The sequence below is a fragment of the Actinocorallia sp. B10E7 genome, assembly GCF_039871655.1.
Taxonomy (GTDB): Bacteria; Actinomycetota; Actinomycetes; order Streptosporangiales; family Streptosporangiaceae; genus Actinocorallia.
Genome location: NZ_JBDPLZ010000001.1, coordinates 915,622 through 940,947, shown reverse-complemented (window position 1 = coordinate 940,947; position 25,326 = coordinate 915,622). Strand labels below are relative to the sequence as shown.

Below are 25,326 nucleotides of genomic sequence, written 5' to 3'. Positions count from 1 at the left end.
ATGTCCGTTGTTCAAGAAGAAGCAGGGCCGAAAAAGGGGGGGGAGGAAAGCAGTGGACGAACAGGGGGCGGGCATGTCCGACCGGGACCGCGTCATCGTGTTGGCCCGGAGGCTGTTCGCGCAGCTCGGATACGACGCCACCACGCTCGGCATGATCTCGGAGGCCTCGGGCATCGACTCGCAGCGCCTTCACGAGCTCGTGGGCGGAAAACAGGACCTCTACCTCATCGTGCTCACCGAGCTCTTCGCCGAGCAGAACACCAGGCTGGCGGAGGCGGTGACGGCGTTCGACCCCGAGGCCCCCGGAAACGAGGGCTTCCACGGGCTGATCGACGCGTTCTTCGACTTCGCCCTGGAGCACCCCGAGCTGCCCGCCCTGCTCACCCACCGCTGGCTGGCCGACGCCGCGGACCTGAAGGCCACCGTCGACGAACGCTTCTCCCGTCCCCTGATCAAGGGGATGAGCGACACGATGCGCCTGACCGTCCGCGAGGACCTGGACCTGGACCTCGCCATGTGGACGATGCTCTGGAGCATCTGCGGCTTCATCAACATCGGCCTCACCGACGCCGAAGGCGTCCACCACGACCCGCACGACCGGGCGACCCGGGAACGTTTCCGCAGGTACCTCTACGAGATGATCGACCGCCTGCTCTGACTCCGCCCCGAGGGGCGCTCTCCGCTTCAGAAGGAGGCGGTCTCGGGCGGGCCGGGGCGGACTCCGAGCTGGATCGGGGCGAGGCCGTCCAGCAGGCGGTCCAGATGTGCCAGCAACTCGCCGTGCAGGGGCCAGTGCCCCGGGTCGTCGCGGAGCAGGGCGCCCAGGGCCTCGCGGTGCCCGCGGCCCTCGACCAGGAGCTCATGGGTGGCCTGGCCGTACCTCAGGCGGGACTCGGGCCCCGGCGCGGTGGCGGTCGCCGCGAACAGCCGGACCGCGCCGGACAGGGAGCGCAGGGTGAGCGCCAGCTGGGTCCGCACGTCCGCCGCCCACATCCGCGAGCCGAGGCCGGTGCGGTCGCGCAACTGCAGCCACGTCCGGTCGGCCATGCAGAAGGCCAGGCCCCGCAGCCGGATGGCGACGTGCTCCAGCGCGCTCACCGCGGTGCGCAGGGTCGGCGAGGGACCGCCCCTGGTCCTGGCCCTCGGGTTGAGCCGGGCGCTCTCCTCGGCCTCGGTGAGCCGCACCTCGGTCTCCTCGGCCCGGTCCGACAGCCGCCTGCTGCGGCCCAGCCAGGTGGTGACGTGCACCTTGCCCGGTTCGAGGTGCAGGTCGTCGGCGAGGGAGTCGAGCAGGTCGGCGGTGTGGGAGGCCAGGTCCAGCAGGCTCTTCTCCGCGGGTTCCACCCGGATCGGCGCGGTCAGCAGCACGCCGATCAACCCGACCAGCGCGCCGATGATCGTCTCCACCACCCGGTCGGCGGCGCCCTCCGGGGTCTCGGTGCCCAGCTGCAGGATGAGCATCGCGCTGATCGGCACCTCCAGAATGTGGTCACCGAGCTTGAACAGCCGGCCCAGCAGCAGCGCGACGCCGATGACGAGGCCCAGGCTCCACCAGGTGAACCCGATGGGTCCCGCCACCACCACCGCGACGACCACGCCGGTGGTGACGCTGAGGACGCGCTGGAGGGAGTGCCGGAGCGTCTGGTAGAGCGAGACCTGGACGATCAGCAGAGCGGTCAGCGGGGCCAGCAGAGGGGCCTGCACCGTCAGGATCCGGTCGGCCACGAGGTACGCGGCGACCGCGGTCACCACCAGCCTGACGGCGGTACCCCAGCTCACCCTTTCCTTGATAGGCGATCCGGGGCGCGCGCACCACGCTCAGGAACCGGAACTGGAGGGCTCTTGGCTCCAGCTTGGACCTCCTCAGATCCAGGAGTCCAGCCACATCCGGGAGTGCCACTCGCCGTAGGGGATGTTCTGCGCGGCCAGCACCGGATACAGGTACCAGAAGTTCAGCAGCACCAGCAGCACGAACCCGCCCGCGATCAGCGAGCCGACGACCCGCCGGGAGCGCGGATGGACCTGCGCGGGACCGATGATCAACCCCAGCACCAGAACGACCGCCAGCACCATGAACGGGACCAGCGGCAGCGCGTAGAACATGAACATGGTCCGGTCGCCGAAGGCCGAGGGGAACCAGCTCAGCCACCCCGCCACGTAGGCCGCGAGGACGGCCCCGGCCCGCCAGTCGCGGTAGGCCAGCCACAGGAAGACGATCACCACCAGGGCCGCGAGCGCGGCCCACCACAGGGCGGGGGTGCCGATGCCGAGGATCTCGCGGGAGCACTTGGCGGCCCCGCACCCCGTCGCCTTGTCGTCGTAGAAGTACGCCACCGGCCGGCGCAGGATCGGCCAGTCCCACGGCCAGGACTGGTAGGGGTGCTTGGACGTCAGGCTGTTGTGGAAGTCCAGGATCTGCCGGTGGTAGCGCACCAGGTCGGGCAGGCCCTCGAACGGGCGCAGCCACACGTTCTTCGCAGGGGTGCCGCGTCCCCAGCCGCCACTGGCGAACAGCCAGCCGGACCAGGTGGCCACGTAGGTGACGACCGGCAGGACGCCCAGGCTCAGCACCGTGGCGGTCCCGTCCTTGGCCAGCGCGCCGCCGACCGGGAACCGCACCCGGGCCATACGGCGGGCGCCCACGTCCCACAGGACGACCATCAGGAAGAAGACCGCGAGGAAGGGCGCGGCCGACCACTTGGTGCCGCAGGCGAGGCCGAAGCAGATCCCGGCCAGGATCCGCCACGGGTGCAGGATCCACGGGCCGAGGGAGGACGCGCGGCCGGGATCGGCGTCGAGCCCGGCCGCGAGGGCGCGCCGGGACCGGTCGCGGTCGGCCACCAGGCAGGCGAAAGCGGCCAGGATCCAGAACATCAGGAAGATGTCCAGCAGGGCCGTCCGGCTGGAGACCAGGTGCAGGCCGTCCAAGGCCAGCAGGAAGCCCGCCGCGCAGCCCAGCAGGGTGCTGCCGGTCATCCGCCGGGCCACCCGGCACAGGATCAGCACCGACAGGGTGCCGACCGCCGCGGCCATGAACCGCCAGCCGAACGGGGTGACCCCGAACAGCTGCTCGCCGAGCGCGATCATCCACTTGCCCACCGGCGGGTGGGCGATGAACGAGCCGCCCTCGGCCCAGATCTGGTCGGCCTTGCCACCGAGGAACAGCTTGTCCGCCAGGTCCTCGGGCTCGCGCACCCAGGAGTGCTCGTACCCGAACTTCAGCAGCGCATAGGCGTCCTTGGCGTAGTACGTCTCGTCGAAGACCACCGCGCGGGGGACGCCCAGCCGGTCGAAGCGCAGGAATCCGGCGAAGGCGGCGACGAGCAGCGGTCCGAGCCAGCCCCACAGCGCGCTGCCCGGCACCTTGGGCGCCAGTTTCTCGCGCAGCGTCGGGGGCGCCGGTGCTGTTTCGATCTCGGTGACAGCCACCCGGCCATCGTAGGGGGGATCGGGCGCCGGACAGGAAGCCCCTGTGGAAGGGAGGAGAGAATGGGCGGATGAGCACAGGCACCCTCATTCTCGCCGCCGCCCCCATCGGGCGGGCGGACGACGCCTCGCCCCGGCTGCGGACGGCCCTGGCGCAGGCCCCGGTCATCGCGGCCGAGGACACACGGCGGCTGCGCAGGCTCGCCGCCGACCTGGGGGTGACGCCGACGGGCAGGATCGTCTCCTACTACGACCAGAACGAGCGGAGCCGCGCCGTCGAACTGCTCGGCGACCTGCGCGACGGCAGGGACGTCCTGGTCGTCACCGACGCCGGGATGCCCGGGGTGTCCGACCCCGGCTACCGGCTGGTCGTCGAGGCCGTCGCCGCGGACGTCCCGGTCACCGTCCTGCCCGGCCCCTCGGCGGTGACCACCGCGCTGGTGCTGTCCGGACTGCCGACCGACCGGTTCTGCTTCGAGGGTTTCCTGCCCCGCAAGGCGGGGGAGCGGGCGGCCCGGCTCGCCGAACTGGCGGAGGAGCCGCGCACCATGGTCTTCTTCGAGGCCCCGCACCGCCTGGCCGCCTCCCTGGAGGCGCTCGGCGCCGCGTTCGGCCCCGGACGCCGCGCCGCCGTCTGCCGGGAGCTCACCAAGACCTACGAGGAGATCCGCCGCGCCCCGCTGGGCGAGCTGGCCGCCTGGGCGGAGGACGGCGTCAGGGGCGAGATCACCCTGGTCGTGGAGGGCACCCCGCCCCGCGAGACCCTCTCCGAACCGGCCGACCTCGCCGAGGCGGTGTTCGCCCGGGAACACGTCGGCCTCTCCCGCAAGGAGGCCATCGCGGAGATCGCCAAGGAGAACAAGGTCCCTAAAAAGGTGGTCTACGACGCGGTGCTGGCAGCGAAATGACCGGGGGCCCGGCGGTCCCCTCCGCCGTCTCCCGGGTCCGGGCGAACGCGCATCCGGCGGCGAGCGCGATGATCGGCATCGCGGTCAGCGCGTAGCGGTGGTCGAAGTCGACGGTCAGCGGGGGGACGGCCAGCAGCGCGACCCCGGCGGCCCAGGGCAGGAGGGCCGGGGGCGCCGAGCGGCGCCGGTACCAGGCGTAGGCGGGCAGGAGCAGGGCCAGCGCGAGCACCGGGCCGCGTACCGTGACGAACCCCTGGTAGAAGCGCATGATCCCGGCGTAGGGCTCGACGATTCGCGTTCCGCTGTTCGTCGCCATATCCGGGTCGTAGGCCGTGACGACGTCCGCCGGAGCGCCGCCTCCCAGCACGGGCCACACCGGAAGATCCTCGGCCCGCTCCGGGAAGAGGTACTTGCGTGCCGTGACGGCGGTCGGATGGTCGTCGCGTTCCCAGCGGAAGGTGCGGACGAAGAAGTCGTAGGCGACGGTCTTCGCGTAATCGAAGGGCTGTTCGAGGACCGCCCGCACCGCGAAACGCTGGGCGTCCTCGTTGATCCGGGGATCGAACGCCTCGCCGAAGCGCCATCCGATGGGTGATTCCGGGGCCCACACCTGGGAGGAGGACGCCTTCCGCTCGCCGGGCTCGCCCGCCGGGCACAGGTACCGCAGCTCCTCCGGGATGTTCTCGCACCGCACGAAGGCGGCCGTCCGGCCCCAGAGGAAGACGCCGTCCGTCGCGGTGATCCCGTAACGGCCGTTCTCGGAGTGGAACCAGCTCGCGTAGACGGCCAGCGGGAGCAGCCCCGTCACGGCGACCAGCCCCACGGCCCCCCACCGCCGCCGGAGGAGCAGCCAGGCCAGGGCGAGGAGCAGCAGCGGCAGCCCGATCGTCCTGGTCGTCGTGGCCGCGGCCAGCAGGGTTCCGGCCGCCGCCAGCCGGACCGGGTGGTGCCCTCCGGGCCACAGCAGGGCGGTCAGGGCGGCGACGGACAGGAACAGGAACAGGGTGTCGGAGAGGATCAGGCTCTCCAGCTCGATGATCCCCCCGTCCAGCAGGACCGGCGCGGCGGCGAGCGCGGCGCCCCAGGGCGGCAGGCCCCGCCGGGACAGCAGCAGGTAGACCAGGAGCCCGGTGGCGAGCCCCAGCAGATGCTGGACCGCCACGACCAGCTCGAAGGAGTGGAAGGGGCGCAGCAGCCACAGGAAGATCCCGTACCCGGCGGGCCGGATGGGGTGGGGGAACGGCTGCAGGGCGATCTGGACGTAGTCGTAGCTGTCGTTGAACCAGAGGGCGGGCCGGTACCCCAGCCCGGCGATGATCCGCAGCAGCGCCCCGAGCGTGAGAACCGCCACGAAGGCGCGGTGCCGCCGCAGGCGGAAGGCCGAAGGGGCCGGGGAGAGCGGGGGGCTGGCGCCCTTCTCCTCGGCCGGCAGGGGGGCCCGTCGTATCCTGGTCACCTGATCCAGATCTCGTCCGTCCGATCCTCGGATCCGACCGGCACGAGACCTCGGCCCACGGTTGCGGCTTGGCAACGGCGCCGATGTGCGGTCAGAATGCCCGGCACCATACTTCACCAGGCCCAGTCGAATCCTAAGGAGCCCTTTCCCATGGAACTGTCCGTGGTGATGCCTTGTCTGAACGAGGCGGAGACCGTGGAGACCTGTGTCCGCAAGGCCGTGGGTTTCCTCGAGGAGCACGGCATCGACGGCGAGGTCATCGTCGCGGACAACGGGTCCACCGACGGGTCGCAGGCCCTGGCCGAGGCGGCCGGGGCCAGGGTCGTCCCGGTGGCGCTCAAAGGCTACGGCAACGCGCTGATGGGCGGTATCAGGGCGGCGAAGGGCACCTATGTGATCATGGGTGACGCCGACGACTCCTACGACTTCACCGCGCTCCTGCCGTTCGTCGAGAAGCTGCGCGAGGGCGCGGACCTGGTGATGGGCAACCGCTTCAGCGGCGGGATCGAGCCGGGCGCGATGCCGCCGCTCCACCGCTACCTGGGCAACCCGGTCCTGTCGTTCGTCGGGCGGCTGTTCTTCGGCTCGAAGATCGGCGACTTCCACTGCGGCCTGCGCGGCTTCCGCCGGGACACCGCGCTGGCGCTGGGCCTGCAGTCGTCCGGCATGGAGTTCGCCTCCGAGCTGGTGGTCAAGATGACCCTCGCCGGCGCGAAGATCACCGAGGTGCCGACCACCCTGAAGAAGGACGGCCGGTCCCGTCCGCCGCACCTCAACACCTGGCGCGACGGCTGGCGGCACCTGCGCTTCCTGCTGCTCTACAGCCCTCGCTGGCTGTTCCTCATCCCCGGCCTGGTCCTGATGGCGGTGGGCCTGGTCTCCGGAGTGGCGCTGGCGGCCAGGCCGATCGAGATCCGGGGCGTCGTCTTCGACGTCGACACCCTGGTGGGCGCTTCGGCCGCGGTGGTGATCGGCTTCCAGGGGGTGGTGTTCTCGCTGCTCACCAAGGCCTACGGCGTCGCCGAGGGCTTCCTGCCGGCCGATCGCAGGGCCAACTGGCTGCTGAACTCCTGGAGCTTCGAGAAGGGCCTGGTCGTCGGCGGGGTGCTGGCGGTCGCCGGCCTGGCCGGGGTGGGCGTCTCGGTGGTCCACTGGCACGGCGCCCAGTTCGGCGAGCTCAACGCCCGGGAGACCCTGCGCATGGTCGTCCCGTCGGCCACCGCGCTGATGATGAGCTGCCAGATGATCCTGGGGACGGCGTTCCTGTCGATCCTGGGCATCCGCCGCTCCAGCCACCCGGGCACCGAGAGCGACGCCACGGAGACCCTGACGGTGGCCGACGCCGTGCGCCCGTCCGTGAAGGTCGCGGTCGAGGACTGAGACCCGTCCCGGAACCCGTCGCACAAGAAGCGGGGCGGCCCCGAGGGCCGCCCCGCTTCTTGCGTCCGGCGTGCTCAGCCGGGCCTGCCGCACACCCAGGACGCGGCGTCGGTGCAGACGGTGACCTTGGCGTTCTTGTAGGAGCCCTTGACCTTGGTCTTCACCTTGAATCCATCGCGGTCACCGCACTGCTTGAGTGAAGCGATCGACTTATTGCGCTTCTTCCATTTCTTTCCAACCTTTTCTTGATAGGAAAGGTAGAGGTAAGACCTGCCGACCGGCTCCTGCGAGACGCACCCCGTCTCGAAGTCGCGCACGTCGACGGTGATGTATCTGCCCTTCCAGATGATGAATCCCGAGGCATCGGCATAGGCGTTCGAGGTCCTGAAGTCCCGGTACGCGGCGAAGGCCGGCACGGAGGTGCCGCCCACCAGAGCGGCCGCCAGGGAGAGCGTCAGGAGCGGGCGTCCGAGTCCCTTGCGCACAGTCGTCCTCGTTCCACTCGATGGTGATCAGCGCGTGGACGATTCTCGCAGCTCCGGGCCGGAACACCCGGCCGGTGACCACTCTCGGACACCGGCCGGACACGCCGGGCTCGCGGTTCACCCCACGAGGACGGGGGTCTCCTTCGGCTCCTTCTCGGAGCCGTCCTCCGCCCGGTCGGCGCGCCGCCGGAGCCTGACGTCGCGCAGGGAGATGAAGGCGGCGAGGAAGGCCATGGGGACCGCGGGGATCACATAGCGGTAGTCGAACTCCGCGGTGGCGGCCGGAGCGGTCAGCAGGGCGGCCGCGAAGCCCCAGGGGAGGATGGCCTCGCCGCCCCACTCCCTCCACCGGCGGGCGATGCCGACGAGCGCGGCTGCGAGGGCGATTCCGACGACGGTGCCGGGGAGGAAGAAGTAGGACTGGTAGAACCGCATGAAGCCCGCGTACGGCTCGACGATCCTCGGACGGGCGTCGCCCGCCTGGTACCGGTGCAGAACGGGCACCGCCCAGTCGGAGATCGGCTCCGTCGTCGTACGGAAGCGGTACATGTTGTACGTGGGAGGGTCGGGGTAGACCTCGCGGTTCCACTTGAACACGCGGATCACGTCGTAGCCGATGGCGCTCAGGTAGTCGCCGGGCTGGGCCATGATCGCGCGCCGGGCGAACCGGCCGGCCAGCGCGCTCTTCTCGTTGCTGAACAACGCGCCCGAGTAGCGGTCGAGCGGGGAGACCTGCCCCCAGACGTAGAACTGCGAGCTCGGCCGCTCGTCGACGGGCAGGCCCGAGCACAGGGCGCTCTCCTCCACCGGCGGGTGGATCTTGTAGCAGTCGGCGAACTTCATGACCCGGGCGTACAGGAACGGTCCGTCGCTGTTGCTGAGCGCGAACCGCCCGTAATGGGCGTTGAACCAGGCGGCGTAGCCCACCAGCGGCAGGGCGCAGCTCACCGCCACCGCGGCGATCGACCGCCAGTTGACCCGCTTGACGACGAAGTAGACCAGGACCACGATCATCAGGCCGAGGCCGATCGAGCGCATCACGACGACCGAGGCCGTCAGCAGCCCCAGCACCAGCCCGCGCCGGACCGTGATCTCCCGCCAGGTGAGCGCCAGATAGGCCAGGAGGGTCATCATCAGCAGGAAGGGCACGTCCGACAGGACCAGATGCTCCAGCTGGACCTGGTAGGCGTCGAAGAGCACCGGGGCGGCGGCCAGGGAGGCCGCCCATTTGGGCAGGCCGAAGCGGCGCCAGAGCAGGACGTAGATGAGGGCCGCGGTGGCCAGGCCCATCAGGTGCTGGAGCGCGGTGACCAGGCCGAAGCTGTGGAACGGTTCAAGGAGCGCCAGCCAGAAGGCGTAGCCGTTGGGCCGGACGATGTGCGGCTCGCCGTCGAGCGCGCTGGCGACGTACTGGTAGGAGTCGTTGAACCACATCGCCCAGCGGTAACCGAGCATCGTGACCACGCGCAGCAGCAGGCCCAGGGCGGCGAGGAAGACGAAGACACGGTGCCGGGAAGCCAGGGCCACGGCTCTTCTGATGTGGGTCAATGGTGCTCCTGTGCGTCCCCCGGGGCAGAAACCCGTATCCTTTGATCCTCTAGTGTGCCTTCGCGGGCTGTTTCCCAGAGTGTGATCCGGTTCCAACCCGGCAACGAATGGCCACCCGGTCAGTCGAGGTGCTGCAGTAGCCGGTGTTGAGATCGAGGTTAGCCTAACCACCTGATCCAGGAGCTAACGGACTGAAGATGCTGCCCACCTTCGACCCGGTGCTCCTGGCGCTGGAATGCCTGCTCCTGCTGTCCGGCATGGCCCTCGCGGTGCTCGCCCACCGTCGCGACTGGCGGCCGGGGATCGCGCTGATCCTGCTCACCGGGCTCGGGCTGCGGCTGTCGATGCTGGCACTGGCGGTGATCACCGATGTCCGGCCCCAGGACCTCGACATCGACTTCCACGCCGCCGGGATCAACGCCCTGGCGCACCGCGACCCCGCCCTGCACGCAGTCCGCGACCTGGGCTGGAACTACCTGCCCACGTACGCGCTGTTCCTGGCCGCCAACGAGTGGGTGAGCCAGACCCTGGACCTGTCCTGGATGCTGGTCAGCCGAATCGGCCCGGTCTTCTTCGACCTCGGGGTGGCGCTGCTCGTCGGCAGGCTCGCCACCCGGCGAGAGGCCTTCCAGTACGCCTGCTTCCCGCTGCCCGTCCTGGTCAGCGCGGTCCACGGCCAGATGGAGCCCCTCTGCCTGCTGTTCGCCGTCGGGGCCTTCGTCGTGCTGCGCCGCCCCTGGCTGGCGGGGCTGCTGCTGGGACTGGCGATCTCCGTCAAGACCTGGCCCGCGCTCTTCATCCCCGCCCTCCTGCTGGGCCTGCCCGGATGGCGGGAGCGCCGCCAGGCCCTGGCCGCGATGTTCGCGCTGCTGGGCGCACTGCTGGTGACCATGCCGCTCACGGTCGGGACACCGGTCGCGCAGATGCCCGAGGTCGTGAAGATCATGCTCGGGTACAGCCCCGTCATCGGCACCTGGGGCTGGAGCTCGGTCCTGCTCTCCTTCGCCCCCGACGTGGACCAGACCCTGGTGGGCCGGATCGGCACCCTGCTGACGCTGAGCGCCGTCATCGCCGGGATCTGGCTCTGGCGGCGCGCCCACGCGGTGGACGTCGCCCAGGTGAGCGCCTCGGCCTTCCAGGTCGTCACCGCCGCCCACGGCGTCCAGTACCTCTCCTGGGCGGGGCCCTTCGCCACCGCGCGCCAGACCGGCCGGCTCCTGGTGCTCCAGGGGGCCCTGGGCCTTTACGCCGCGGTCGGATACCTGGTGCTGGGGCTCTCGCGGCCCCAGACGTACAGCGCCTGGTCGGACTGGTACTTCCCGGCCAGCCTGCTGGTCATCCCGCTGATCCTGTTCGCCCAGCCGTGGTCGCGGCGAGAGGCCCCCGCGCCCGTGTCCGCGCCGAGGCAAGAGCTGGCCGGGAGCCCTGCGTGAACCACCCCTGGCTGGTCGGGCTGCGCCTGCTGCTGGTCGCCGTCTGCTTCGCGCTCTTCTTCCTCGCCTCCCGCCGCGGCTGGCGCCCCTCGCTGAAAGCGACCCTGGCGGTGGCGCTGGGCCTGCGCCTGGCGATGCTCGCCCTGTCGCAGGACATCCGGCCGTACGACCTCGTCAACGACTTCCACACCGCCGGGGCCAACGTCCTGGCCCACCAGGACCCGATCCTCAACACCCGCCCCACCGGCTGGAACTACACCCCGCTCTACGCCTTCGTCCTCGCCCCGGCGGTCTGGCTGGAGCAGCACCTGGGCGTCCCGTGGCTGGTCGTCAGCCGGCTGGCGCCGATCGCCTTCGATCTGGGCGTGGTCGTCCTGGTCGGCCTGCTGGCGGGCCGCGAGACGGGGGCGCTGCGCCGCTTCCAGTACGCCTGCCTGCCGCTGCCCGTCCTGGTCAGCGCCGTCCACGGCCAGATGGAGCCGCTCTGCCTGCTGTTCGCCGTCGGCGCCTTCCTGGTGCTGCGTCGCCCCTGGCTGGCCGGCGCGCTCCTCGGCCTGGCGATCTCGGTGAAGTCCTGGCCCGCCCTGTTCCTGCCCGCCCTGCTGCTGGGCCTGCGCACCAACGCGGACCGCCTGCGCGCCTTCACGGCCACCGCGGCCGTCCCCGCCCTCTTCCTCGTCACCCTCCCCCTGACGGTCGGCACCCCGCTGGACGAGCTCCCCCGCATCGTCAAGACCATGCTCGGCTACAGCCCCAACGTCGGCACCTGGGGCTGGCCCGCCGTCCTCCTGGAGTTCCGCCCCGCCGACCCCCACGTCTGGGACGACCCCTTCTACCTGGCCGTCCGCCGCATCGGCACCCTGCTGACCCTCGCCGCCGTCCTGGCCGCCCTCTGGTACTGGCGCCGAGCCCGCTGCACCGACATCGCCCTGGCCACGACGTCGTCCTTCCAGGCCGTCACCGCCGCCCACGGCGTCCAGTACCTCCTGTGGCCCACCCCGTTCCTGGTGTCCGCCCCCACCCCCCGAGCGTCCTGGTTCCACACCGCCGCAGGCCTCTACGCCGCGGTCGGCTACCTGGTCATGACCGATCTGACCCCGGACGCCTACACCACCTGGGGCCGCTGGTACCCCCTCGCCAGCCTCCTCGTCATCGCCACCATCCCCCTGACCCTCCCCTGGAACCGCCGTCTTCCCCGGCGCGGTCTCCGCCCGGAGGGATCGCATGAGATCGAACGGCGCCGATGCGCAGGAGACCCCGCACGAGGAGCGCGCACAGTGTCGTAGGGCTGTGCTGGAGTGGCGGCGGCCGGGTAGACCACTCAGCGGAGGCGGGTCATGAATCGGATCTTCTCGTTTCACATCGTGAGCGTCGACGGGTACTACCAGGGGGCCGAAGGGGAGTTCGACTGGCCGAACATCGACGAGGAGTTCGACGCGTTCGCGGTGGCGCAGCTGCGGGAGATCGACACGATCGTGTTCGGGCGGCGGACGTATGAGCACATGGCCGCCTACTGGCCCACCGAAGAGGCGCTGGAGGCGGATCCGGAGGTCGCGGGGCTGATGAACTCCTACGCCAAGGTCGTGGTCTCGCACAGCATGACCTCGGCGGGGTGGCACAACACCGAGGTGATCACGGATCCGGGACTGCTGCGGGCGCGGAGCGGCACCCTCGCGGTCTTCGGGAGCTCGGAGCTGACCACCTCGCTGCTGGAGCGGGCGCTGATCGACGAGCTGCGGATCATGGTCCATCCGGTGGTGCTGGGGGAGGGGAGGCCCCTCTTCCACACGGCCACCCGGAGGCACCCGCTCAAGCTCACGCAGAGCCGCACGTTCTCGTCCGGGAACGTGCTGCTGACCTACCGACCCGTCTGAACCACCCTGTTGATCGTTCAGTGCGCGTCAGCGTGCGTTCAGCCGCCGGTAGCACGCCGTCAGGCGGGCGTCACCCGTGTGGATCGTTCAGTGCGCGTCAGCGTGCGTTCAGCCGCCGGTAGCACGCCGTCAGGCGGGCGTCACCCGCGTGGATCGTTCAGTGCGCGTCAGCGTGCGTTCAGCCGCCGGCAGCACGCCGTCAGGCGGGCGTCACCCGTGTGGATAACAGTTCGGTCCCCTCACGGGTAAGCCGTAGGCTTGGTACATGTCATCGCCGTCCCGCCATATCCTGACCGCCCCCGCCTGGCCGTACGCCAACGGCCCGCGCCACATCGGGCACGTCTCCGGTTTCGCCCTGCCGTGCGACATGTTCAGCAGGTACCAGCGCATGCTGGGCAACCAGGTGCTCATGGTTTCCGGGACGGACGAACACGGGACCCCGATCCAGGTCCAGGCGGACAAGGAGGGCGTGACGGCCCGCGAGCTGGCCGACCGCTACAACCGCGTGATCGTCGAGGACCTGCACGGACTGGGCATGTCCTACGACCTGTTCACCCGGACGTCCACCGAGAACCACTACGCCGTCGTCCAGGAGATCTTCAAGGGCCTGTACGACAACGGCTACATCTTCCCCAAGACCACGATGGGCGCGATCTCGCCGTCCACCGGCCGTACGCTGCCCGACCGCTACATCGAGGGCACCTGCCCCCGGTGCGGCTATGACGGCGCCCGCGGCGACCAGTGCGACAACTGCGGCAACCAGCTCGACCCGATCGACCTGATCGATCCGGTCAGCAAGATCAACGGCGAGACGCCGAAGTTCGTGGAGACCGAGCACTTCATGCTCGACCTGCCCGCCTTCACCGAGGTGCTGGGCCGCTGGCTGCGCGGCAAGGAGGGCGACTGGCGGCCCAACGTGCTGCGGTTCTCGCTCAACCTGCTGGAGGACCTCCAGCCCCGCGCGATCTCCCGCGACCTGGACTGGGGCGTGCCGATCCCGCTGGACGGCTGGCGCGACCAGCCCAACAAGCGGCTGTACGTCTGGTTCGACGCGGTCGTCGGCTACTTCAGCGCCTCGGTCGAGTGGGCGCGCCGCTCCGGCGACCCCGAGCGCTGGCGCGAGTGGTGGCAGAACCCCGAGGCCCTGGCCTATTACTTCATGGGCAAGGACAACATCGTCTTCCACACCGAGATCTGGCCGGCGATGCTGCTGGGCTACAACGGCGAGGGCGCCAAGGGCGGAACGCCCGGCTCGCTGGGCAGGCTGAACCTGCCCGACGAGGTGGTCTCCAGCGAGTTCCTGACCATGGAGGGCAAGAAGTTCTCCTCCTCGCGCCAAGTCGTGATCTACGTCAAGGACTTCCTGGCCCGCTACGACGTGGACGCCCTGCGGTACTACATCGCGGTGGCCGGTCCGGAGAACCAGGACACCGACTTCACCTGGCAGCAGTTCGTCGACCGCAACAACGGCGAGCTGGTCGCCCAGTGGGGCAACCTGGTCAACCGCAGCGTCTCCATGGCGGCCAAGGAGTACGGGGCGGTCCCCGAGGCCAAGGACCTCACCGAGGCCGATCTGGCGGTGCTGGAGTTCGCCCGCGGCGCGTTCGCGAAGGTCGGCGCGGAGCTGGGCCGCTCCCGGTTCAAGAACGCCATCACCGAGGCGTTCGAGGTGGTCCGCGAGGCCAACAGGTACCTCGCCGAGCAGGAGCCCTGGAAGATCAAGGACGACCCGGTGCGCAAGGGCACCATCCTGCACGTGGCGCTGCAGGCCGTCTGGGACGCCAAGACGCTGCTCACCCCGTTCCTGCCCAACAGCTCGCAGAAGGTCTTCGAGATGCTCGGCGGCCAGGGCGTCTGGTCCGGCATGCCGCGGATCGACGAGGTCTCCGAGGGCGAGCGGGTCTACCCGGTGATCACCGGCGACTACACCACGGCCCAGGCCCGCTGGGAGCACCAGCCGATCACCGCGGGCACCCCGCTGCAGCGGCCCGTCCCGCTGTTCCCCAAGCTCGACCAGAGCGTCGTGGAAGAGGAGCTGGCCCGCCTTGGCGCCTGAGGGCCGGGGGAGGGCCGAGAAGGCCCGGGAGCCCGTTCCGGTGCTTCCCGTGGCCGTCTTCGACAGCCACTGTCATCTCGACATGCTCGAGATGACGGTGGCCGAGGCCGTCGCGAAGGCCCAGGAGGTGGGAATCCGGCGGATCATGACGATCGGCTGCGACCTGCCGTCCTCGGAGTGGGCCGCCAAGACCGCCTCAGAGCACCCCGACGTGTACGCGGGGGTGGCGATCCACCCCAACGACACCAAGGGGCTCACGGACGAGACCCTGGCCCGGATCGCCGAACTGGCGCGGGACCCGAGGGTCGTCGCCGTGGGGGAGACAGGCCTGGACTACTACCGTGACCACGCCTCGCACGAGGAGCAGCAGAGTTCGTTCCGCGCCCACATCGCGATCGCCAAGGAGACCGGCAAGGCGCTGGTGATCCATGACCGCGAGGCCCATGACGACGTCCTGCGCATCCTGGACGAGGAGGGCGCCCCGGACAAGGTGGTCTTCCACTGCTTCTCGGGAGACGCCGAGATGGCCGGGGTCTGCGCCGGCAAGGGCTATGTGATGAGCTTCGCGGGCAACGTGACGTTCAAGAACGCCCAGCCGCTGCGCGACGCCCTGGCCGTCGCCCCGCTGGACCTCCTGCTGGTGGAGACCGACGCCCCGTTCATGACGCCGGTCCCCTACCGGGGGAAGCCGAACGCCTCCCATCTGATCCCCTACACCGTCCGTCTCATGGCCGAGGTCAAGGGAGTCCCGGTGGAGGAGTTGTGCTCGGCCATCGCCGGGACGGGCTCGCGTTTGTTCGGCTTTCCGCAGGGGTAGTTCAGGGAAAGCCCCGGGAGATCCACGCCTGACACGCGACAAACCGGTACGTTGTGTTGTTCGCCGCTCACGCTGCGGCTTCGGCCTCTAATGTTCTGTGACCGTGACTCGTAGTGGAAGGCATGCGGCGGCAGGGCGACCTCCGAGCCGGGTCCTGCCCGTTTTCGGGGCGGGGCTCCTGCTGGCCCTCGCGGCCGGCGGATGGTCCCTGTTCTCGAAGACCCCCTCGGAGGCCGAACAGCTCGCCCTCACCGGCGAGCAGAGCAACCTGGTCCTGCCGCCCTCCCTGCGGACGGTGACCGCCGCCCCGGCGCGGCCCGTTCCCGGCGGCGACGTGCGCCGGTCCAGGGCCGCCGCGCCGGGTACCCGCCACCGCCAGGCCCCCGAGACGGCCGAGAGCCTCCCCTCCCATCCGATGATCACCCCGCCAGAGGTTCCCACCGTGGTGGTTCCCACGGCCAAGCCCTCGCGCTCCCGGCCCGAGGTCCCCGAACTCCTCCCCAAGACCCCCACCGAAGACCTCGGCCACCTCGCCGACTCCGCGGCCAAGGGTCTGACCTCCGGGTTGAGGGCCATAGAGGCCAAGGTCCACGAGTTGAAGGTCCATGAGCTCAACTGGGACGCCGTCGCCCGTTGCGCCTCCGGCAACGATCCCAAGGCCGTCACTCCCGACGGCGCCCACGGCCTTTACCGCTTCACCCCCGAGAACTGGCGTTCCGTAGGCGGCACCGGTCTGCCCAGCGAAGCCACCCCCCACGAGCAGACCAAGCGCGCCCAGCTCCTCTACGCCCGAGAAGACGGCCGCTGGGAGTCCCTCTGGCCCCAGTGCGGCCGCCTCCTGTTCCAGAAGTGACCCGGGCGTCGCTCAGTCGATCGCCTTCAGGTCCACGATCAGGTGGCCGCCCGCCACCGGGGCGGTGTACATCCGCGTGTCCGGCCCCTCTACGGCGCCGTAGTAGACGGGGCCAGAGCCGTGGTCGTACCCCGGTACCGTCGCGAACGATCCGGTCCGCCGAGTCCGGAGATCGTGCAACAGCATTTCGGCCCCGCCTTCCGTGTCGGCCATGCTCACGGCGAACCGGTCAAGGGCCACCTCATCGTCCATGAGGTGACCGTGGAGCCGGACCGTGCCGGTCCCGTTCCTGGTCGTGATCGAGTTCGACTTCCGGTCGAGACACCAGGTGATCTTGCAGTTCCAGCTCGTGCCTCCGGCGGCGAAGGCCACGGTTCTCTTCTCCCCGGTCTCCAGGTTCCGCAGTTCTCGGCCGGTGATCTGCACCCGGTTCTGGTCCTGCGAGCGGTCAGGGACCGGGGAGCCTGCCCAGGGCCACCGCACCAGCCGTTCCTTCTCGGTCCCCGGGACCAGTTCGGCGGTGCCCCCGGCGAGCGGTGCGGTGTAGACCCCGGCCGAGAACTCCGACCAGTAGATCCTCCCGCCGGAGACGGTGAGGGTGTCGCGGGCCCCGATCTCACCGGAGAACCGCTCGACCGCCTTGACCGCGGCGCCTCCACCGACGGGGGCGGACCAGATCGTGCTGGTCCGGTCGGCGGAGACGGTGCTCCAGACGACCCGCCCCTCACCGACGGCGAACCCGCCGGCGGTGTACTTGCTCCCCGCAGGGGTCACAACGTCGATGATCTTGGCGGCCTTCTTCGTTCTCAGATCGTAGGTGTACAACGCCGAGACCGTCTCGAAGCCGGCCCAGGAGTTCACCAGGACCGTCCGTTCGTCGATCATCAACCTCGGCGCGATTTCGGTGCCGTCCGGCAGCCGGGCCGGGATCCGGTGTACGGCCTTGGGCCACAGCTTCTCGATCGGAGTGATCTCGAACGGGTCCTTGGCCGCCTCTTCGGGAGGAGGCAGCGGTGAAGCGGCCGTGTCCGCAGGTCCCACCGTCCTGTCGGGGCCGGCGGACGACCATCCGCCGAACACGGTTCCGCCCAGGACGAGCACCATCGCGGCGGCCGCTCCGGTCATCCGGGCCCGGCGCCGCTTCCGGTACCGGGTCTCCACCCGCTCGATCAGGTCGGGGGCCGGTGCCGGGGCCCTTTCCGCATGCCGTTCGAGGGTCAGGTTCAGGGTTTCTTCCAGGTTCTCCACGGACTGTCCGGTCATCGAATGCTCCCTTCCATGACGGCCGGGCTCCAGGTCCGGCGCAGTTTCTCCAGGGCGCGGGAGGCCTGGCTGCGGACCGTCCCCCGCGAGATGCCGAGCTGGGCGGCGATCTCCTCGTCGCTGAGAACCTCGTAGTAGCGCAGCACCAGGACCGCGCGCTGCCGTCGCGGTAGCGTCTCCAGCGCTCGCCAGAGCACGTCGTCGGACGGCGCCGGATCGGTGTAGGAGCCCTCGGGGACCAGGTCCGTGAGGGTCTCCCGGCGGGTGCGCCTCCAGAGCGAGATGTGCTGGCGGGCCATGGTGGTCCGCACATAGCCCTCGGGGTCGCGCTTGTTGATCACTCGGGGCCAGGCTCCCCGGAGCTTGAGCAGGGCGTCCTGGACGAGATCGGCGGCGTCGTGCGGGTTGCCGCTGAGCACGTACCCGTAGCGCAGCAGGGACTGCGCGCGGGAGGCCACGAATTCCTCATAGGTGTCATCCACCGGATGACGCCCGCCTAGCGGCGTGCTATCGGTGGCTGAACGCACGCTGGTGCGTGCTGAACGATCCACCGGATGACGCCCGTCTGACGGTGTGCTGCCGGTGGCTGGACGCACGCTGGAGCGTGCTGAACGGTCCACCGGACGACGCCCGCCTGACGGCGTGCTGCCGGTGGCTGGATGCATGCTGACGCGTGCTGAACGATCCACGGGTGTCCTCCTTCATGACCGGGACGCCGCGGGGGGCTCAACTGTTGCAGGGGAGAAGCACCTGATCCCTCTGGGAGAATCGAGGCGTGGGGGACGACGAGACCGCTGAGCGGGAGACGGCGCTGCTGGGCGCCGCCGACATCCGGGAGATCGCGGCTGCTCTGGGGGTCCGGCCCACCAAGCAGCTCGGCCAGAACTTCGTGGTGGACGCCAACACGGTGCGGCGGATCGTCCGGACGGCGGGGCTGACGCCCGAGGACGTGGTGATCGAGGTCGGGCCGGGGCTGGGGTCGCTGACCCTGGCGCTGCTGCCGGAGGCGGCCCGGGTGGTGGCGGTCGAGCTGGATCCGGTGCTGGCGCAGGCGCTGCCCGCGACGGTCGAGGCCCGTGCGCCGAGGCTGGCCTCGCGGCTGGAGGTGGTCCACGGCGACGCCATGCGGATCGGGGAGGTCCCGGGTCCGGCGCCGACGGCGCTGGTCGCGAACCTGCCCTACAACGTCGCGGTCCCGGTGGTGCTGCACCTGCTGGAACTGCTGCCGTCGCTGCGCAAGGGCCTGGTGATGGTGCAGGCCGAGGTGGGGGAGCGGCTGTCGGCGCGCCCCGGCAGCAAGATCTACGGGGTGCCGTCGGTGAAGATGGCCTGGTACGCCGAGGCCAAACGGGCCGGGAACGTCGGACGTGCGGTGTTCTGGCCGGCGCCCAACGTCGACTCGGCACTGGTGGCCTTCACCCGCAGGGAGCCGCCGTCGACCAGCGCGTCCCGGGAAGAGGTCTTCGCCGTGGTCGACGCGGCGTTCGCCCAGCGGCGCAAGACGTTGCGGGCCGCGCTCGCCGGATGGGCGGGGTCGGCCGCGCTCGCCGAGCGGATCCTGCGGGCCGCCGACGTCGATCCCACTGCGCGTGGTGAGATGCTCGACGTCAACGCATTTGCCAGCATTGCCGAACATCGTCTGAGCTGAGGTCCAGCATGTCCGTGACCGTCAAGGTCCCCGCCAAAGTCAATCTCCAGCTCGGGGTGGGGCCGCTGCGCGACGACGGCTACCACGACCTGGTGAACGTCTTCCACGCGGTCTCGCTGTTCGACGAGGTCACCGTGACGCCCGGGCCCCTGGCGGTGACCGTCGCGGGAGCCTCGATCGAGGGGGTGCCCGCCGGTCCGGACAACCTCGCGGCGAGGGCGGCCAAGAGGCTCGCCGCACACCTGGGCCGCGAACCCGAGGTCTCCATCCACATCGACAAGACGATCCCCGTCGCGGGCGGCATGGCCGGGGGCAGCGCGGACGCCGCCGCCGCACTGCTGGCCTGCGCCCGCCTGTGGGAGGCCGACGTCTCCCAGCAGACCCTCCTGGATCTGGCCGCCGACGTCGGCAGTGACGTCCCGTTCGCGCTGTTCGGCGGCACCGCCCTCGGGCTGGGTCGCGGAGAGCGGCTGACCGGGCTGCCCTGCGGGGGCGAGTTCCACTGGGTCTTCGCGCTGGCCGACGGTGGCCTGTCCACCCCGGCCGTCTTCGCCGAGTGCGACCGGCTGCGCGCGGCCTACGGTCAGGAGGCCGGCTGGCCGCACGAGTCGCCCGAGCTGCTGGCCGCCCTGGCCGCGGGGGACGCCAAGGCCCTGGGCGCGGCCCTGAGCAACGACCTGCAGCCCGCCGCCCTCAGCCTCCGGCCGTCCCTGGGCCGTACCCTCGCCGCGGGACGTGAGTTCGGCGCGCTGGGCGGGCTGGTCTCCGGTTCCGGGCCGACCTGCGCGTTCCTGGCCGCCGACGCCGAGCATGCCGCCGAGCTCGCCGCCGCCCTGGGGGAGGCGGGCGTGGCCCGCGCGCTGGTCACCGCCACCGGACCGGTCCCGGGAGCCCACGTCCTGTCCTGAATCCGTCTCCGAGACCACCCGCGGCCGCGGGCCGGTCCATGCTGTCGCGCGACGGCATTAGCCTGGTGGTGCTGTGAATCTGATCAATCTTGAGAACGTCTGCAAGGCCTACGGGCCCACACCGCTGCTCGACGGGGTCTCCCTGGGCATCGAGTCGGGGATGCGCATCGGCATCGTCGGCCGCAACGGGGGCGGCAAGTCCACTCTGATGGCGATCATGGCCCGCCGGATCGAGGCCGACTCCGGGCGGGTCACCCACACCGGCGGGCTGCGCCCGGCCTACCTCCTCCAGCGCGACGAGTTCGGCCCGGACGCCACCGTCCGCTCCGTGGTGCTGGGCGACCGGGCCGAGCACGAGTGGGCCGGCGACACCCGGATCCGCGACGTCCTCGCCGGGCTGCTGACCGGCCTGGACCTCGACGCCCCGCTGACCGGCATGTCCGGTGGCGAGCGCCGCAGGGTGGCGCTCGCCGCGCTGCTGGCGCCCGAGTCCGACGTGATCATGCTGGACGAGCCCACCAACCACCTCGACATCGAGGCGATCACCTGGCTGGCCCGCCATCTGAAGGCCCGCAAGGAGGCCCTCGTGGTGGTCACCCACGACCGCTGGTTCCTGGACGAGGTCACCGACCGCACCTGGGAGGTAGTGGACGGCCGGGTCGAGCGGTACGAGGGCGGCTACTCGGCCTACGTGCTGGCCAAGGCCGAGCGGACGCGGATCGCCGACTCCGCCGAGGCCAAGCGCCAGAACCTCATGCGCAAGGAGCTGGCCTGGCTGCGGCGCGGCCCGCAGGCCCGCACGTCCAAGCCGAAGTTCCGGGTGGACGCCGCTCAGGCGCTGATCGCCGACGTGCCGCCGCTGCGCGACAAGGTGGAGCTGACGAAGTTCGCCACGGCCCGCCTGGGCAAGACCGTCTACGACGTCGAGGACGTCACCCTGCACCTGGGCGGCGAGCCGGTCTTCCAGCATGTGACGTGGCGGCTGGGCCCCGGCGACAGGATCGGCCTGGTCGGGATCAACGGCAGCGGCAAGACGACGATGCTGCGGCTGCTGGCGGGCACCGTCCAGCCGGAGAGCGGCCGGATCGTGCGCGGCAAGACCGTCGCCCTGGCCCACCTGTCGCAGGAGCTGGCCGAGCTGGACCCGCAGCGCCGGGTTCTGGAGTCGGTGGAGGAGATCGCCCGCCGGATCACCGTGGGCAAGCGCGAGTGGACGGCCGGGCAGCTGCTGGAGCGGCTCGGCTTCCGCGCCGACGCCCAGTGGAAGCCGGTCGGCGACCTCTCCGGCGGCGAGCGGCGGCGCCTGCAGATCCTGCGGCTGCTCATGGGCGAGCCGAACGTCATGCTGCTGGACGAGCCGACCAACGACCTGGACATCGAGACCCTCACCGAGCTGGAGGACATCCTCGACGGCTGGCCGGGCACCCTGGTGGTGGTCAGCCACGACCGGTACTTCCTGGAGCGGGTCACCGACGTCGTCTACGCCCTGCTGGGGGACGGCACCATCCGGATACTCACCGGCGGCGTCGAGGAGTACCTCCAGCGGGTGGAGGCCGGCACCGTCTCGGCGGTCCGGAGCGCCCCCGCGCCCGCGGACCAGGCGTCCTCCCCGAACGGGGCGAAGCCCGTTCAGCAGGCCAAGCTCGACTGGAAGACCCAGAAGGAGCTGGACAGGCTGGAGCGCAGGCTCGACAAGCTGTCCCAGCGTGAGGAGCAGCTGCACGGGGAGATGGCCGGGGCCGCCACGGACCACGCCCGCCTGATGCGGCTGGACGGCGAGCTGAAGGCGGTGCTGGCCGAGAAGGACGAGGTCGAGATGGCCTGGCTGGAGCTGGCCGAAGGCTGAGCCGCCCGGCGCGGCACTCGGGTCAGTCCCGGTCGAACGGGATCAGCAGCGTGCGCAGCAGGTCGGTCAGGTGCCTGCGGTCGACCTCGCTGAGGGCGGCCAGCAGGTCCCGCTCCCGTTCGATCAGGTCGCTGAAGGCGGCGTCGACGCGCTGCTTGCCGGTCTCGGTGAGCCTGACCTGCACGCCTCGCTTGTCCTGCGGGTCGGGGTGCCGTTCGACCAGCCCGGCGGCGGTCAGCCGGTCGATGCGGTTGGTCATGGTGCCGGAGGTCACCAGGGTGGCCTTCAGCAGCTGCCCGGGGTTGAGCTGGTAGGGCGTTCCGGCGCGGCGCAGCGCGGTGAGGACGTCGAACTCCCAGGACTCCAGATCGTGGGCCACGAAGACCGCACGCCTGGCCCGGTCCAGGTGGCGTGCGAGCCGGGAGACCCTGCTCAGCACCTGCAGCGGCGTGACGTCGAGGTCCGGGCGCTCCACACGCCAGGCCTCGACCAGCCGGTCGACCTCGTCCTTCATGGGTGCACCCTACCTGTCTCGACATCAAGACACATGCCCGTGGGAAAGTCGGAGTGAACCGCGCCATCTCATCTTGACGTCGAGAGACTTTTGTTGCCATCATGTATCTCGATGTCAAGAGACAGTTGAACGAGGTGCCGCCCGCAGTGGGAGGAAAGCGGCTATACGTTCCCCTGCGGTGCTGCCGACTCCCGTAGCGGGCGGCATCTACCCCCGGCGGCTCACCTGCCGCCACCTCCGGCTCCCTATCCACGAGCCGACTCCGACCGGCGGTCGTGCGGAAAATCTCCGACGGCCCGCCGGTCTTCTCATGTGCGGGAAAGCAGGATTTTGCCCATCGGCCCTTCCAAGGTTACGAATCCGTAGGTTACGGTGGCGTAAGTAAGTGACTCCGACCGAGAGACCGGTGCTCGTGACCGCTTCCTCCATCGCCACGCCGCCGCGGCAGCCTATGAGCGATTTCTCCGACAGCCGCAACGGCGTCAAGCACAAGATCCTGGTGGCAATCTTCACCGGAGTGCCCTTCCTCACCCTGTTCGCGGTGGTGCCGATGGCATGGGGACGGATGCTGGGCTGGACGGACGTCGTCATCTTCGCGGTGTTCTACGTGCTCTCGGCCGGGGGCATCACCATCGGCTACCACCGCTACTTCACCCACGGCTCCTTCAAGGCCAAGCGCCCGCTGCGGATCTTCCTGGCGGTAGCCGGCAGCCTCGCGATGGAGGGCCCGGTCCTGAACTGGGTCGCCGACCACCGGCGCCACCACAAGTTCTCCGACAAGGAGGGCGACCCGCACTCGCCGTGGAAGTACGGCGACGACGCCAAGTCGCTGTTCAAGGGCCTGGTCTGGGCGCACTACGGCTGGCTGTACGCCTCCAAGGCCACGAACGTCGACAAGTACTGCAAGGACCTGAAGGCCGACAAGGACATCGCGCGCGTCCACAGCTCCTTCGGGCTGATCGTCGCCGGCACCTTCCTGCTTCCCGCGATCATCGGCGGGCTGGTCACCTGGTCCTGGGCCGGCTTCTTCACCGCGCTGTTCTGGGCCGGCTTCGTCCGCGTCACCCTGGTCCAGCACGTCACCTGGTCGGTCAACTCGATCTGCCACACCTTCGGCGACATGCCCTTCGCCTCGCGGGACCAGTCCCGCAACGTCTGGTGGCTGGCCATCCCGTCCCTCGGCGAGGCCTGGCACAACCTGCACCACGCCGACCCCACCGCCGCCCGCCACGGCGTGCTCAAGGGGCAGATCGACATCAGCGCCCGCATCATCTGGATCTTCGAGAAGCTGGGCTGGGCGTGGGACGTGCGCTGGCCCTCCGCGGAGCGACTGGAGTCCAAACGCGCTTAAGGTCTAGTCCATGAGCGACGCGCGAAGACGGCGGATGTCCGGCGGCGAACGGCGTGAGCAGCTGCTGGGCATCGGCCGCGCCCTCTTCGCCGAACGCGGGCTCGACGGCACCTCCGTGGAGGAGATCGCGGCCAAGGCCAAGGTCTCCAAGCCGGTGGTCTACGAGCACTTCGGCGGCAAGGAGGGCCTGTACGCCGTCGTCGTCGACCGGGAGATGGACCGGATCCTGGAGGCGGTCACCGCCGCGCTGACCACCGAGGCCGACTACCGGCGCAAGCTCGAGCTCGGCGCGCTGGCCCTGCTGGAGTACATCGAGGAGAGCACGGACGGCTTCCGCATCCTGGTCCGCGACTCCCACGCGGGGACGGGCCAGGGGAGCTTCGCCAGCCTCCTGTCGGAGATCGCCGCCCGGGTCGAGCACCTGCTCGGCAAGGAGCTCGACCACCAGGGCTACGACGAGGACTTCGCGGCGATGTACGCCCAGATGCTGGTCGGCATGATCGCCATGACCGGCCAGTGGTGGCTGGACGGCCGCAGGCCCAGGCGAGAGGACGTCGCCGCCCATGTGGTCAACCTCGCCTGGAACGGCCTGTCCCGGCTGGAGGAGAGGCCCACGCTCGATCCGCGCCGCAGGGCCAGGGAGCGCGAGCGCCGGGAACGCCGCCAGGAGAAGGCCCAGGCCAAGGCGGAGAAGGCCAGGGAGCGCGCCCTGCGCAGGCAGAGCCTCCTGCCGGCGGAGGAGATCGCCCCACTGGAGGCCTGACGTCTCTGGTGCATCATGGTCGGATGGCAGAGCGTCGCAGGCGGATGACGGGCAAGGAGCGGCGGGAGCAGCTCATCGAGATCGGCCGCGCCCTTTTCGCGGAGCGGGGCTTCGACGGCACGGCCGTGGAGGAGATCGCGGCGAAGGCCGGGGTGTCCAAGCCGGTGGTCTACGAGCACTTCGGCGGCAAGGAGGGCCTGTACGCCGTCGTGGTCGACCGGGAGATGACCCGGCTGGTGGACCTGGTCACCCAGGGCATGGCCGAGGGGCGGCACTACCGGGGCAAGCTGGAGGGCGCGGCCCTGGCCCTGCTGGAGTACATCGAGGAGAGCACGGACGGCTTCCGCATCCTGGTCCGCGACTCCCACGCCGCGTCCGGGACCGGCACCTTCGCCAGCCTGATCAGCGACATCGCCACCCACGTCGAGTACATCCTGGTCGAGGAGTTCGACCGGCACGGCTACGACGGCAAGCTCGCCCCCATGTACGCCCAGATGCTGGTCGGCATGGTCGCGATGACCGGCCAGTGGTGGCTGGAGGTGCGCAAGCCCCGCAGGGAGGAGGTGGCCGCCCACCTGGTGAACCTGGCGTGGAACGGCCTGTCGCATCTGGAGGCCGGTCCCAGGCTGCGTCCCTCCTCCAGGCGGAAGCGCTGAGCGGCCGGAGCCCCCGCCGTCCTCCGCGGCGGCCGCCGGAGCATGAGATGAATCACGTGGGACGATCCCCGCGTTCCGCCGGAGGGGCGGGCGGAGATCACGGGAATAAGGGCGCGCCGGTCGCCGGTCGGCGCGGTATCG

The 25,326-nt window shown here is 70.4% G+C and carries 23 protein-coding genes; 15 read left to right on the top strand and 8 right to left on the bottom strand.

The window, feature by feature from the left end:
• The first annotated feature begins 52 nt into the window (after positions 1 to 52).
• Positions 53 to 658 carry a TetR/AcrR family transcriptional regulator gene (locus ABGB12_RS04530; protein WP_347674834.1) on the top strand — a complete coding sequence of 202 codons (606 nt, stop codon included), beginning with the start codon at positions 53 to 55 and terminating at the stop codon, positions 656 to 658.
• A gap of 26 nt (positions 659 to 684) precedes the next feature.
• Here the strand turns inward: ABGB12_RS04530 and ABGB12_RS04525 are convergent, their stop codons facing one another.
• Both ABGB12_RS04525 and ABGB12_RS04520 read right to left on the bottom strand, forming a co-directional pair.
• Positions 685 to 1,779, bottom strand: a complete 1,095-nt coding sequence (locus tag ABGB12_RS04525; RefSeq protein WP_347674832.1) for an aromatic acid exporter family protein — start codon at positions 1,777 to 1,779, stop codon at positions 685 to 687.
• An 84-nt stretch (positions 1,780 to 1,863) separates the two neighbouring features.
• Positions 1,864 to 3,429: a phospholipid carrier-dependent glycosyltransferase gene (locus tag ABGB12_RS04520; protein ID WP_347674831.1), complete on the bottom strand. Its 1,566-nt coding sequence runs from the start codon at positions 3,427 to 3,429 to the stop codon at positions 1,864 to 1,866.
• 68 nt (positions 3,430 to 3,497) lie between these two features.
• Here ABGB12_RS04520 and rsmI point away from each other — a divergent pair, with 68 nt between their 5' ends.
• A complete protein-coding gene (rsmI, locus tag ABGB12_RS04515) occupies positions 3,498 to 4,334 on the top strand; it encodes a 16S rRNA (cytidine(1402)-2'-O)-methyltransferase (RefSeq protein WP_347674829.1) in 837 nt (278 codons plus the stop codon).
• On the opposite strand, the gene ABGB12_RS04510 is transcribed toward rsmI, so the two are convergent.
• Entirely contained in the window at positions 4,294 to 5,790 is a 1,497-nt protein-coding gene (locus ABGB12_RS04510; protein WP_347674827.1) for a hypothetical protein, read from the bottom strand. The two genes, rsmI and ABGB12_RS04510, sit on opposite strands and share 41 nt — an antisense overlap.
• 150 nt (positions 5,791 to 5,940) lie before the next feature.
• Here ABGB12_RS04510 and ABGB12_RS04505 point away from each other — a divergent pair, with 150 nt between their 5' ends.
• The gene (locus ABGB12_RS04505) at positions 5,941 to 7,170 is read left to right on the top strand and encodes a glycosyltransferase family 2 protein (RefSeq protein ID WP_347674825.1); all 1,230 of its coding nucleotides are present in this window, start codon (positions 5,941 to 5,943) and stop codon (positions 7,168 to 7,170) included.
• Between the two features lie 74 nt (positions 7,171 to 7,244).
• Here ABGB12_RS04505 and ABGB12_RS04500 read toward each other — a convergent pair whose 3' ends face one another.
• Positions 7,245 to 7,655 (bottom strand): hypothetical protein, encoded by a 411-nt coding sequence (locus ABGB12_RS04500; RefSeq protein ID WP_347674823.1) that lies wholly within the window; start codon positions 7,653 to 7,655, stop codon positions 7,245 to 7,247.
• A 117-nt stretch (positions 7,656 to 7,772) separates the two neighbouring features.
• Positions 7,773 to 9,203: a glycosyltransferase family 87 protein gene (locus ABGB12_RS04495; RefSeq protein WP_347674822.1), complete on the bottom strand. Its 1,431-nt coding sequence runs from the start codon at positions 9,201 to 9,203 to the stop codon at positions 7,773 to 7,775.
• A 197-nt stretch (positions 9,204 to 9,400) separates the two neighbouring features.
• Between ABGB12_RS04495 and ABGB12_RS04490 the strand changes: the two genes are divergently transcribed.
• From ABGB12_RS04490 to ABGB12_RS04465, 6 genes are all read left to right on the top strand, one after another.
• Positions 9,401 to 10,636 (top strand): glycosyltransferase 87 family protein, encoded by a 1,236-nt coding sequence (locus tag ABGB12_RS04490; RefSeq protein ID WP_347674820.1) that lies wholly within the window; start codon positions 9,401 to 9,403, stop codon positions 10,634 to 10,636.
• Positions 10,633 to 11,922 (top strand): glycosyltransferase family 87 protein, encoded by a 1,290-nt coding sequence (locus ABGB12_RS04485; RefSeq protein ID WP_347674818.1) that lies wholly within the window; start codon positions 10,633 to 10,635, stop codon positions 11,920 to 11,922. The genes ABGB12_RS04490 and ABGB12_RS04485 overlap by 4 nt, the downstream gene beginning before the upstream one ends.
• A 51-nt stretch (positions 11,923 to 11,973) precedes the next feature.
• Positions 11,974 to 12,510, top strand: a complete 537-nt coding sequence (locus ABGB12_RS04480) for a dihydrofolate reductase family protein (RefSeq protein WP_347674816.1) — start codon at positions 11,974 to 11,976, stop codon at positions 12,508 to 12,510.
• 265 nt (positions 12,511 to 12,775) lie between these two features.
• Entirely contained in the window at positions 12,776 to 14,566 is a 1,791-nt protein-coding gene (gene metG / locus ABGB12_RS04475; RefSeq protein WP_347674814.1) for a methionine--tRNA ligase, read from the top strand.
• Positions 14,556 to 15,383, top strand: coding sequence for a TatD family hydrolase (locus tag ABGB12_RS04470; protein WP_347674812.1), 828 nt, complete (start codon positions 14,556 to 14,558; stop codon positions 15,381 to 15,383). The genes metG and ABGB12_RS04470 overlap by 11 nt, the downstream gene beginning before the upstream one ends.
• Before the next feature lie 103 nt (positions 15,384 to 15,486).
• Entirely contained in the window at positions 15,487 to 16,236 is a 750-nt protein-coding gene (locus ABGB12_RS04465; RefSeq protein ID WP_347674810.1) for a transglycosylase family protein, read from the top strand.
• Between the two features lie 12 nt (positions 16,237 to 16,248).
• Here the strand turns inward: ABGB12_RS04465 and ABGB12_RS04460 are convergent, their stop codons facing one another.
• Both ABGB12_RS04460 and ABGB12_RS04455 read right to left on the bottom strand, forming a co-directional pair.
• Positions 16,249 to 17,499, bottom strand: coding sequence for a hypothetical protein (locus ABGB12_RS04460; RefSeq protein WP_347674808.1), 1,251 nt, complete (start codon positions 17,497 to 17,499; stop codon positions 16,249 to 16,251).
• The gene (locus ABGB12_RS04455) at positions 17,496 to 17,981 is read right to left on the bottom strand and encodes a SigE family RNA polymerase sigma factor (protein ID WP_347674806.1); all 486 of its coding nucleotides are present in this window, start codon (positions 17,979 to 17,981) and stop codon (positions 17,496 to 17,498) included. Before ABGB12_RS04455 ends, ABGB12_RS04460 begins: the two co-directional genes overlap by 4 nt.
• Positions 17,982 to 18,274: 293 nt before the next feature.
• On the opposite strand from ABGB12_RS04455, the gene rsmA reads away from it, so the two are divergent.
• The 3 genes from rsmA (at position 18,275) to ABGB12_RS04440 (ending at position 21,901) form a co-directional block, all read left to right on the top strand.
• Positions 18,275 to 19,147, top strand: a complete 873-nt coding sequence (rsmA, locus tag ABGB12_RS04450) for a 16S rRNA (adenine(1518)-N(6)/adenine(1519)-N(6))-dimethyltransferase RsmA (RefSeq protein WP_347674805.1) — start codon at positions 18,275 to 18,277, stop codon at positions 19,145 to 19,147.
• 8 nt (positions 19,148 to 19,155) lie between these two features.
• A complete protein-coding gene (locus ABGB12_RS04445; RefSeq protein ID WP_347674804.1) occupies positions 19,156 to 20,055 on the top strand; it encodes a 4-(cytidine 5'-diphospho)-2-C-methyl-D-erythritol kinase in 900 nt (299 codons plus the stop codon).
• Between the two features lie 73 nt (positions 20,056 to 20,128).
• Positions 20,129 to 21,901, top strand: coding sequence for an ABC-F family ATP-binding cassette domain-containing protein (locus ABGB12_RS04440; protein WP_347674802.1), 1,773 nt, complete (start codon positions 20,129 to 20,131; stop codon positions 21,899 to 21,901).
• Positions 21,902 to 21,923: 22 nt separating this feature from the next.
• Here ABGB12_RS04440 and ABGB12_RS04435 read toward each other — a convergent pair whose 3' ends face one another.
• Positions 21,924 to 22,415, bottom strand: coding sequence for a MarR family transcriptional regulator (locus ABGB12_RS04435; RefSeq protein WP_347674800.1), 492 nt, complete (start codon positions 22,413 to 22,415; stop codon positions 21,924 to 21,926).
• A 451-nt stretch (positions 22,416 to 22,866) separates the two neighbouring features.
• On the opposite strand from ABGB12_RS04435, the gene ABGB12_RS04430 reads away from it, so the two are divergent.
• From ABGB12_RS04430 to ABGB12_RS04420, 3 genes are read left to right on the top strand one after another with little or no spacing between them, the layout of a single operon-like run.
• A complete protein-coding gene (locus ABGB12_RS04430) occupies positions 22,867 to 23,766 on the top strand; it encodes an acyl-CoA desaturase (RefSeq protein WP_347674799.1) in 900 nt (299 codons plus the stop codon).
• A 10-nt stretch (positions 23,767 to 23,776) separates the two neighbouring features.
• Entirely contained in the window at positions 23,777 to 24,529 is a 753-nt protein-coding gene (locus ABGB12_RS04425; protein ID WP_347674797.1) for a TetR/AcrR family transcriptional regulator, read from the top strand.
• 23 nt (positions 24,530 to 24,552) lie between these two features.
• The gene (locus ABGB12_RS04420; RefSeq protein WP_347674795.1) at positions 24,553 to 25,185 is read left to right on the top strand and encodes a TetR/AcrR family transcriptional regulator; all 633 of its coding nucleotides are present in this window, start codon (positions 24,553 to 24,555) and stop codon (positions 25,183 to 25,185) included.
• The last annotated feature ends 141 nt before the right edge of the window (positions 25,186 to 25,326 follow it).

Bases quoted from the DNA above. Each gene is read 5' to 3' on its own strand.
- ABGB12_RS04505 (WP_347674825.1), top strand. From the start codon at position 5,941: ATGGAACTGTCCGTGGTGATGCCTTGTCTGAACGAGGCGGAGACCGTG.
- ABGB12_RS04420 (WP_347674795.1), top strand. From the start codon at position 24,553: ATGGCAGAGCGTCGCAGGCGGATGACGGGCAAGGAGCGGCGGGAGCAG.
- rsmI (WP_347674829.1), top strand. From the start codon at position 3,498: ATGAGCACAGGCACCCTCATTCTCGCCGCCGCCCCCATCGGGCGGGCG.
- ABGB12_RS04480 (WP_347674816.1), top strand. From the start codon at position 11,974: ATGAATCGGATCTTCTCGTTTCACATCGTGAGCGTCGACGGGTACTAC.
- ABGB12_RS04460 (WP_347674808.1), bottom strand. From the start codon at position 17,499: ATGACCGGACAGTCCGTGGAGAACCTGGAAGAAACCCTGAACCTGACC.
- metG (WP_347674814.1), top strand. From the start codon at position 12,776: ATGTCATCGCCGTCCCGCCATATCCTGACCGCCCCCGCCTGGCCGTAC.
- ABGB12_RS04425 (WP_347674797.1), top strand. From the start codon at position 23,777: ATGAGCGACGCGCGAAGACGGCGGATGTCCGGCGGCGAACGGCGTGAG.
- ABGB12_RS04430 (WP_347674799.1), top strand. From the start codon at position 22,867: ATGAGCGATTTCTCCGACAGCCGCAACGGCGTCAAGCACAAGATCCTG.
- ABGB12_RS04490 (WP_347674820.1), top strand. From the start codon at position 9,401: ATGCTGCCCACCTTCGACCCGGTGCTCCTGGCGCTGGAATGCCTGCTC.
- ABGB12_RS04435 (WP_347674800.1), bottom strand. From the start codon at position 22,415: ATGAAGGACGAGGTCGACCGGCTGGTCGAGGCCTGGCGTGTGGAGCGC.
- ABGB12_RS04445 (WP_347674804.1), top strand. From the start codon at position 19,156: ATGTCCGTGACCGTCAAGGTCCCCGCCAAAGTCAATCTCCAGCTCGGG.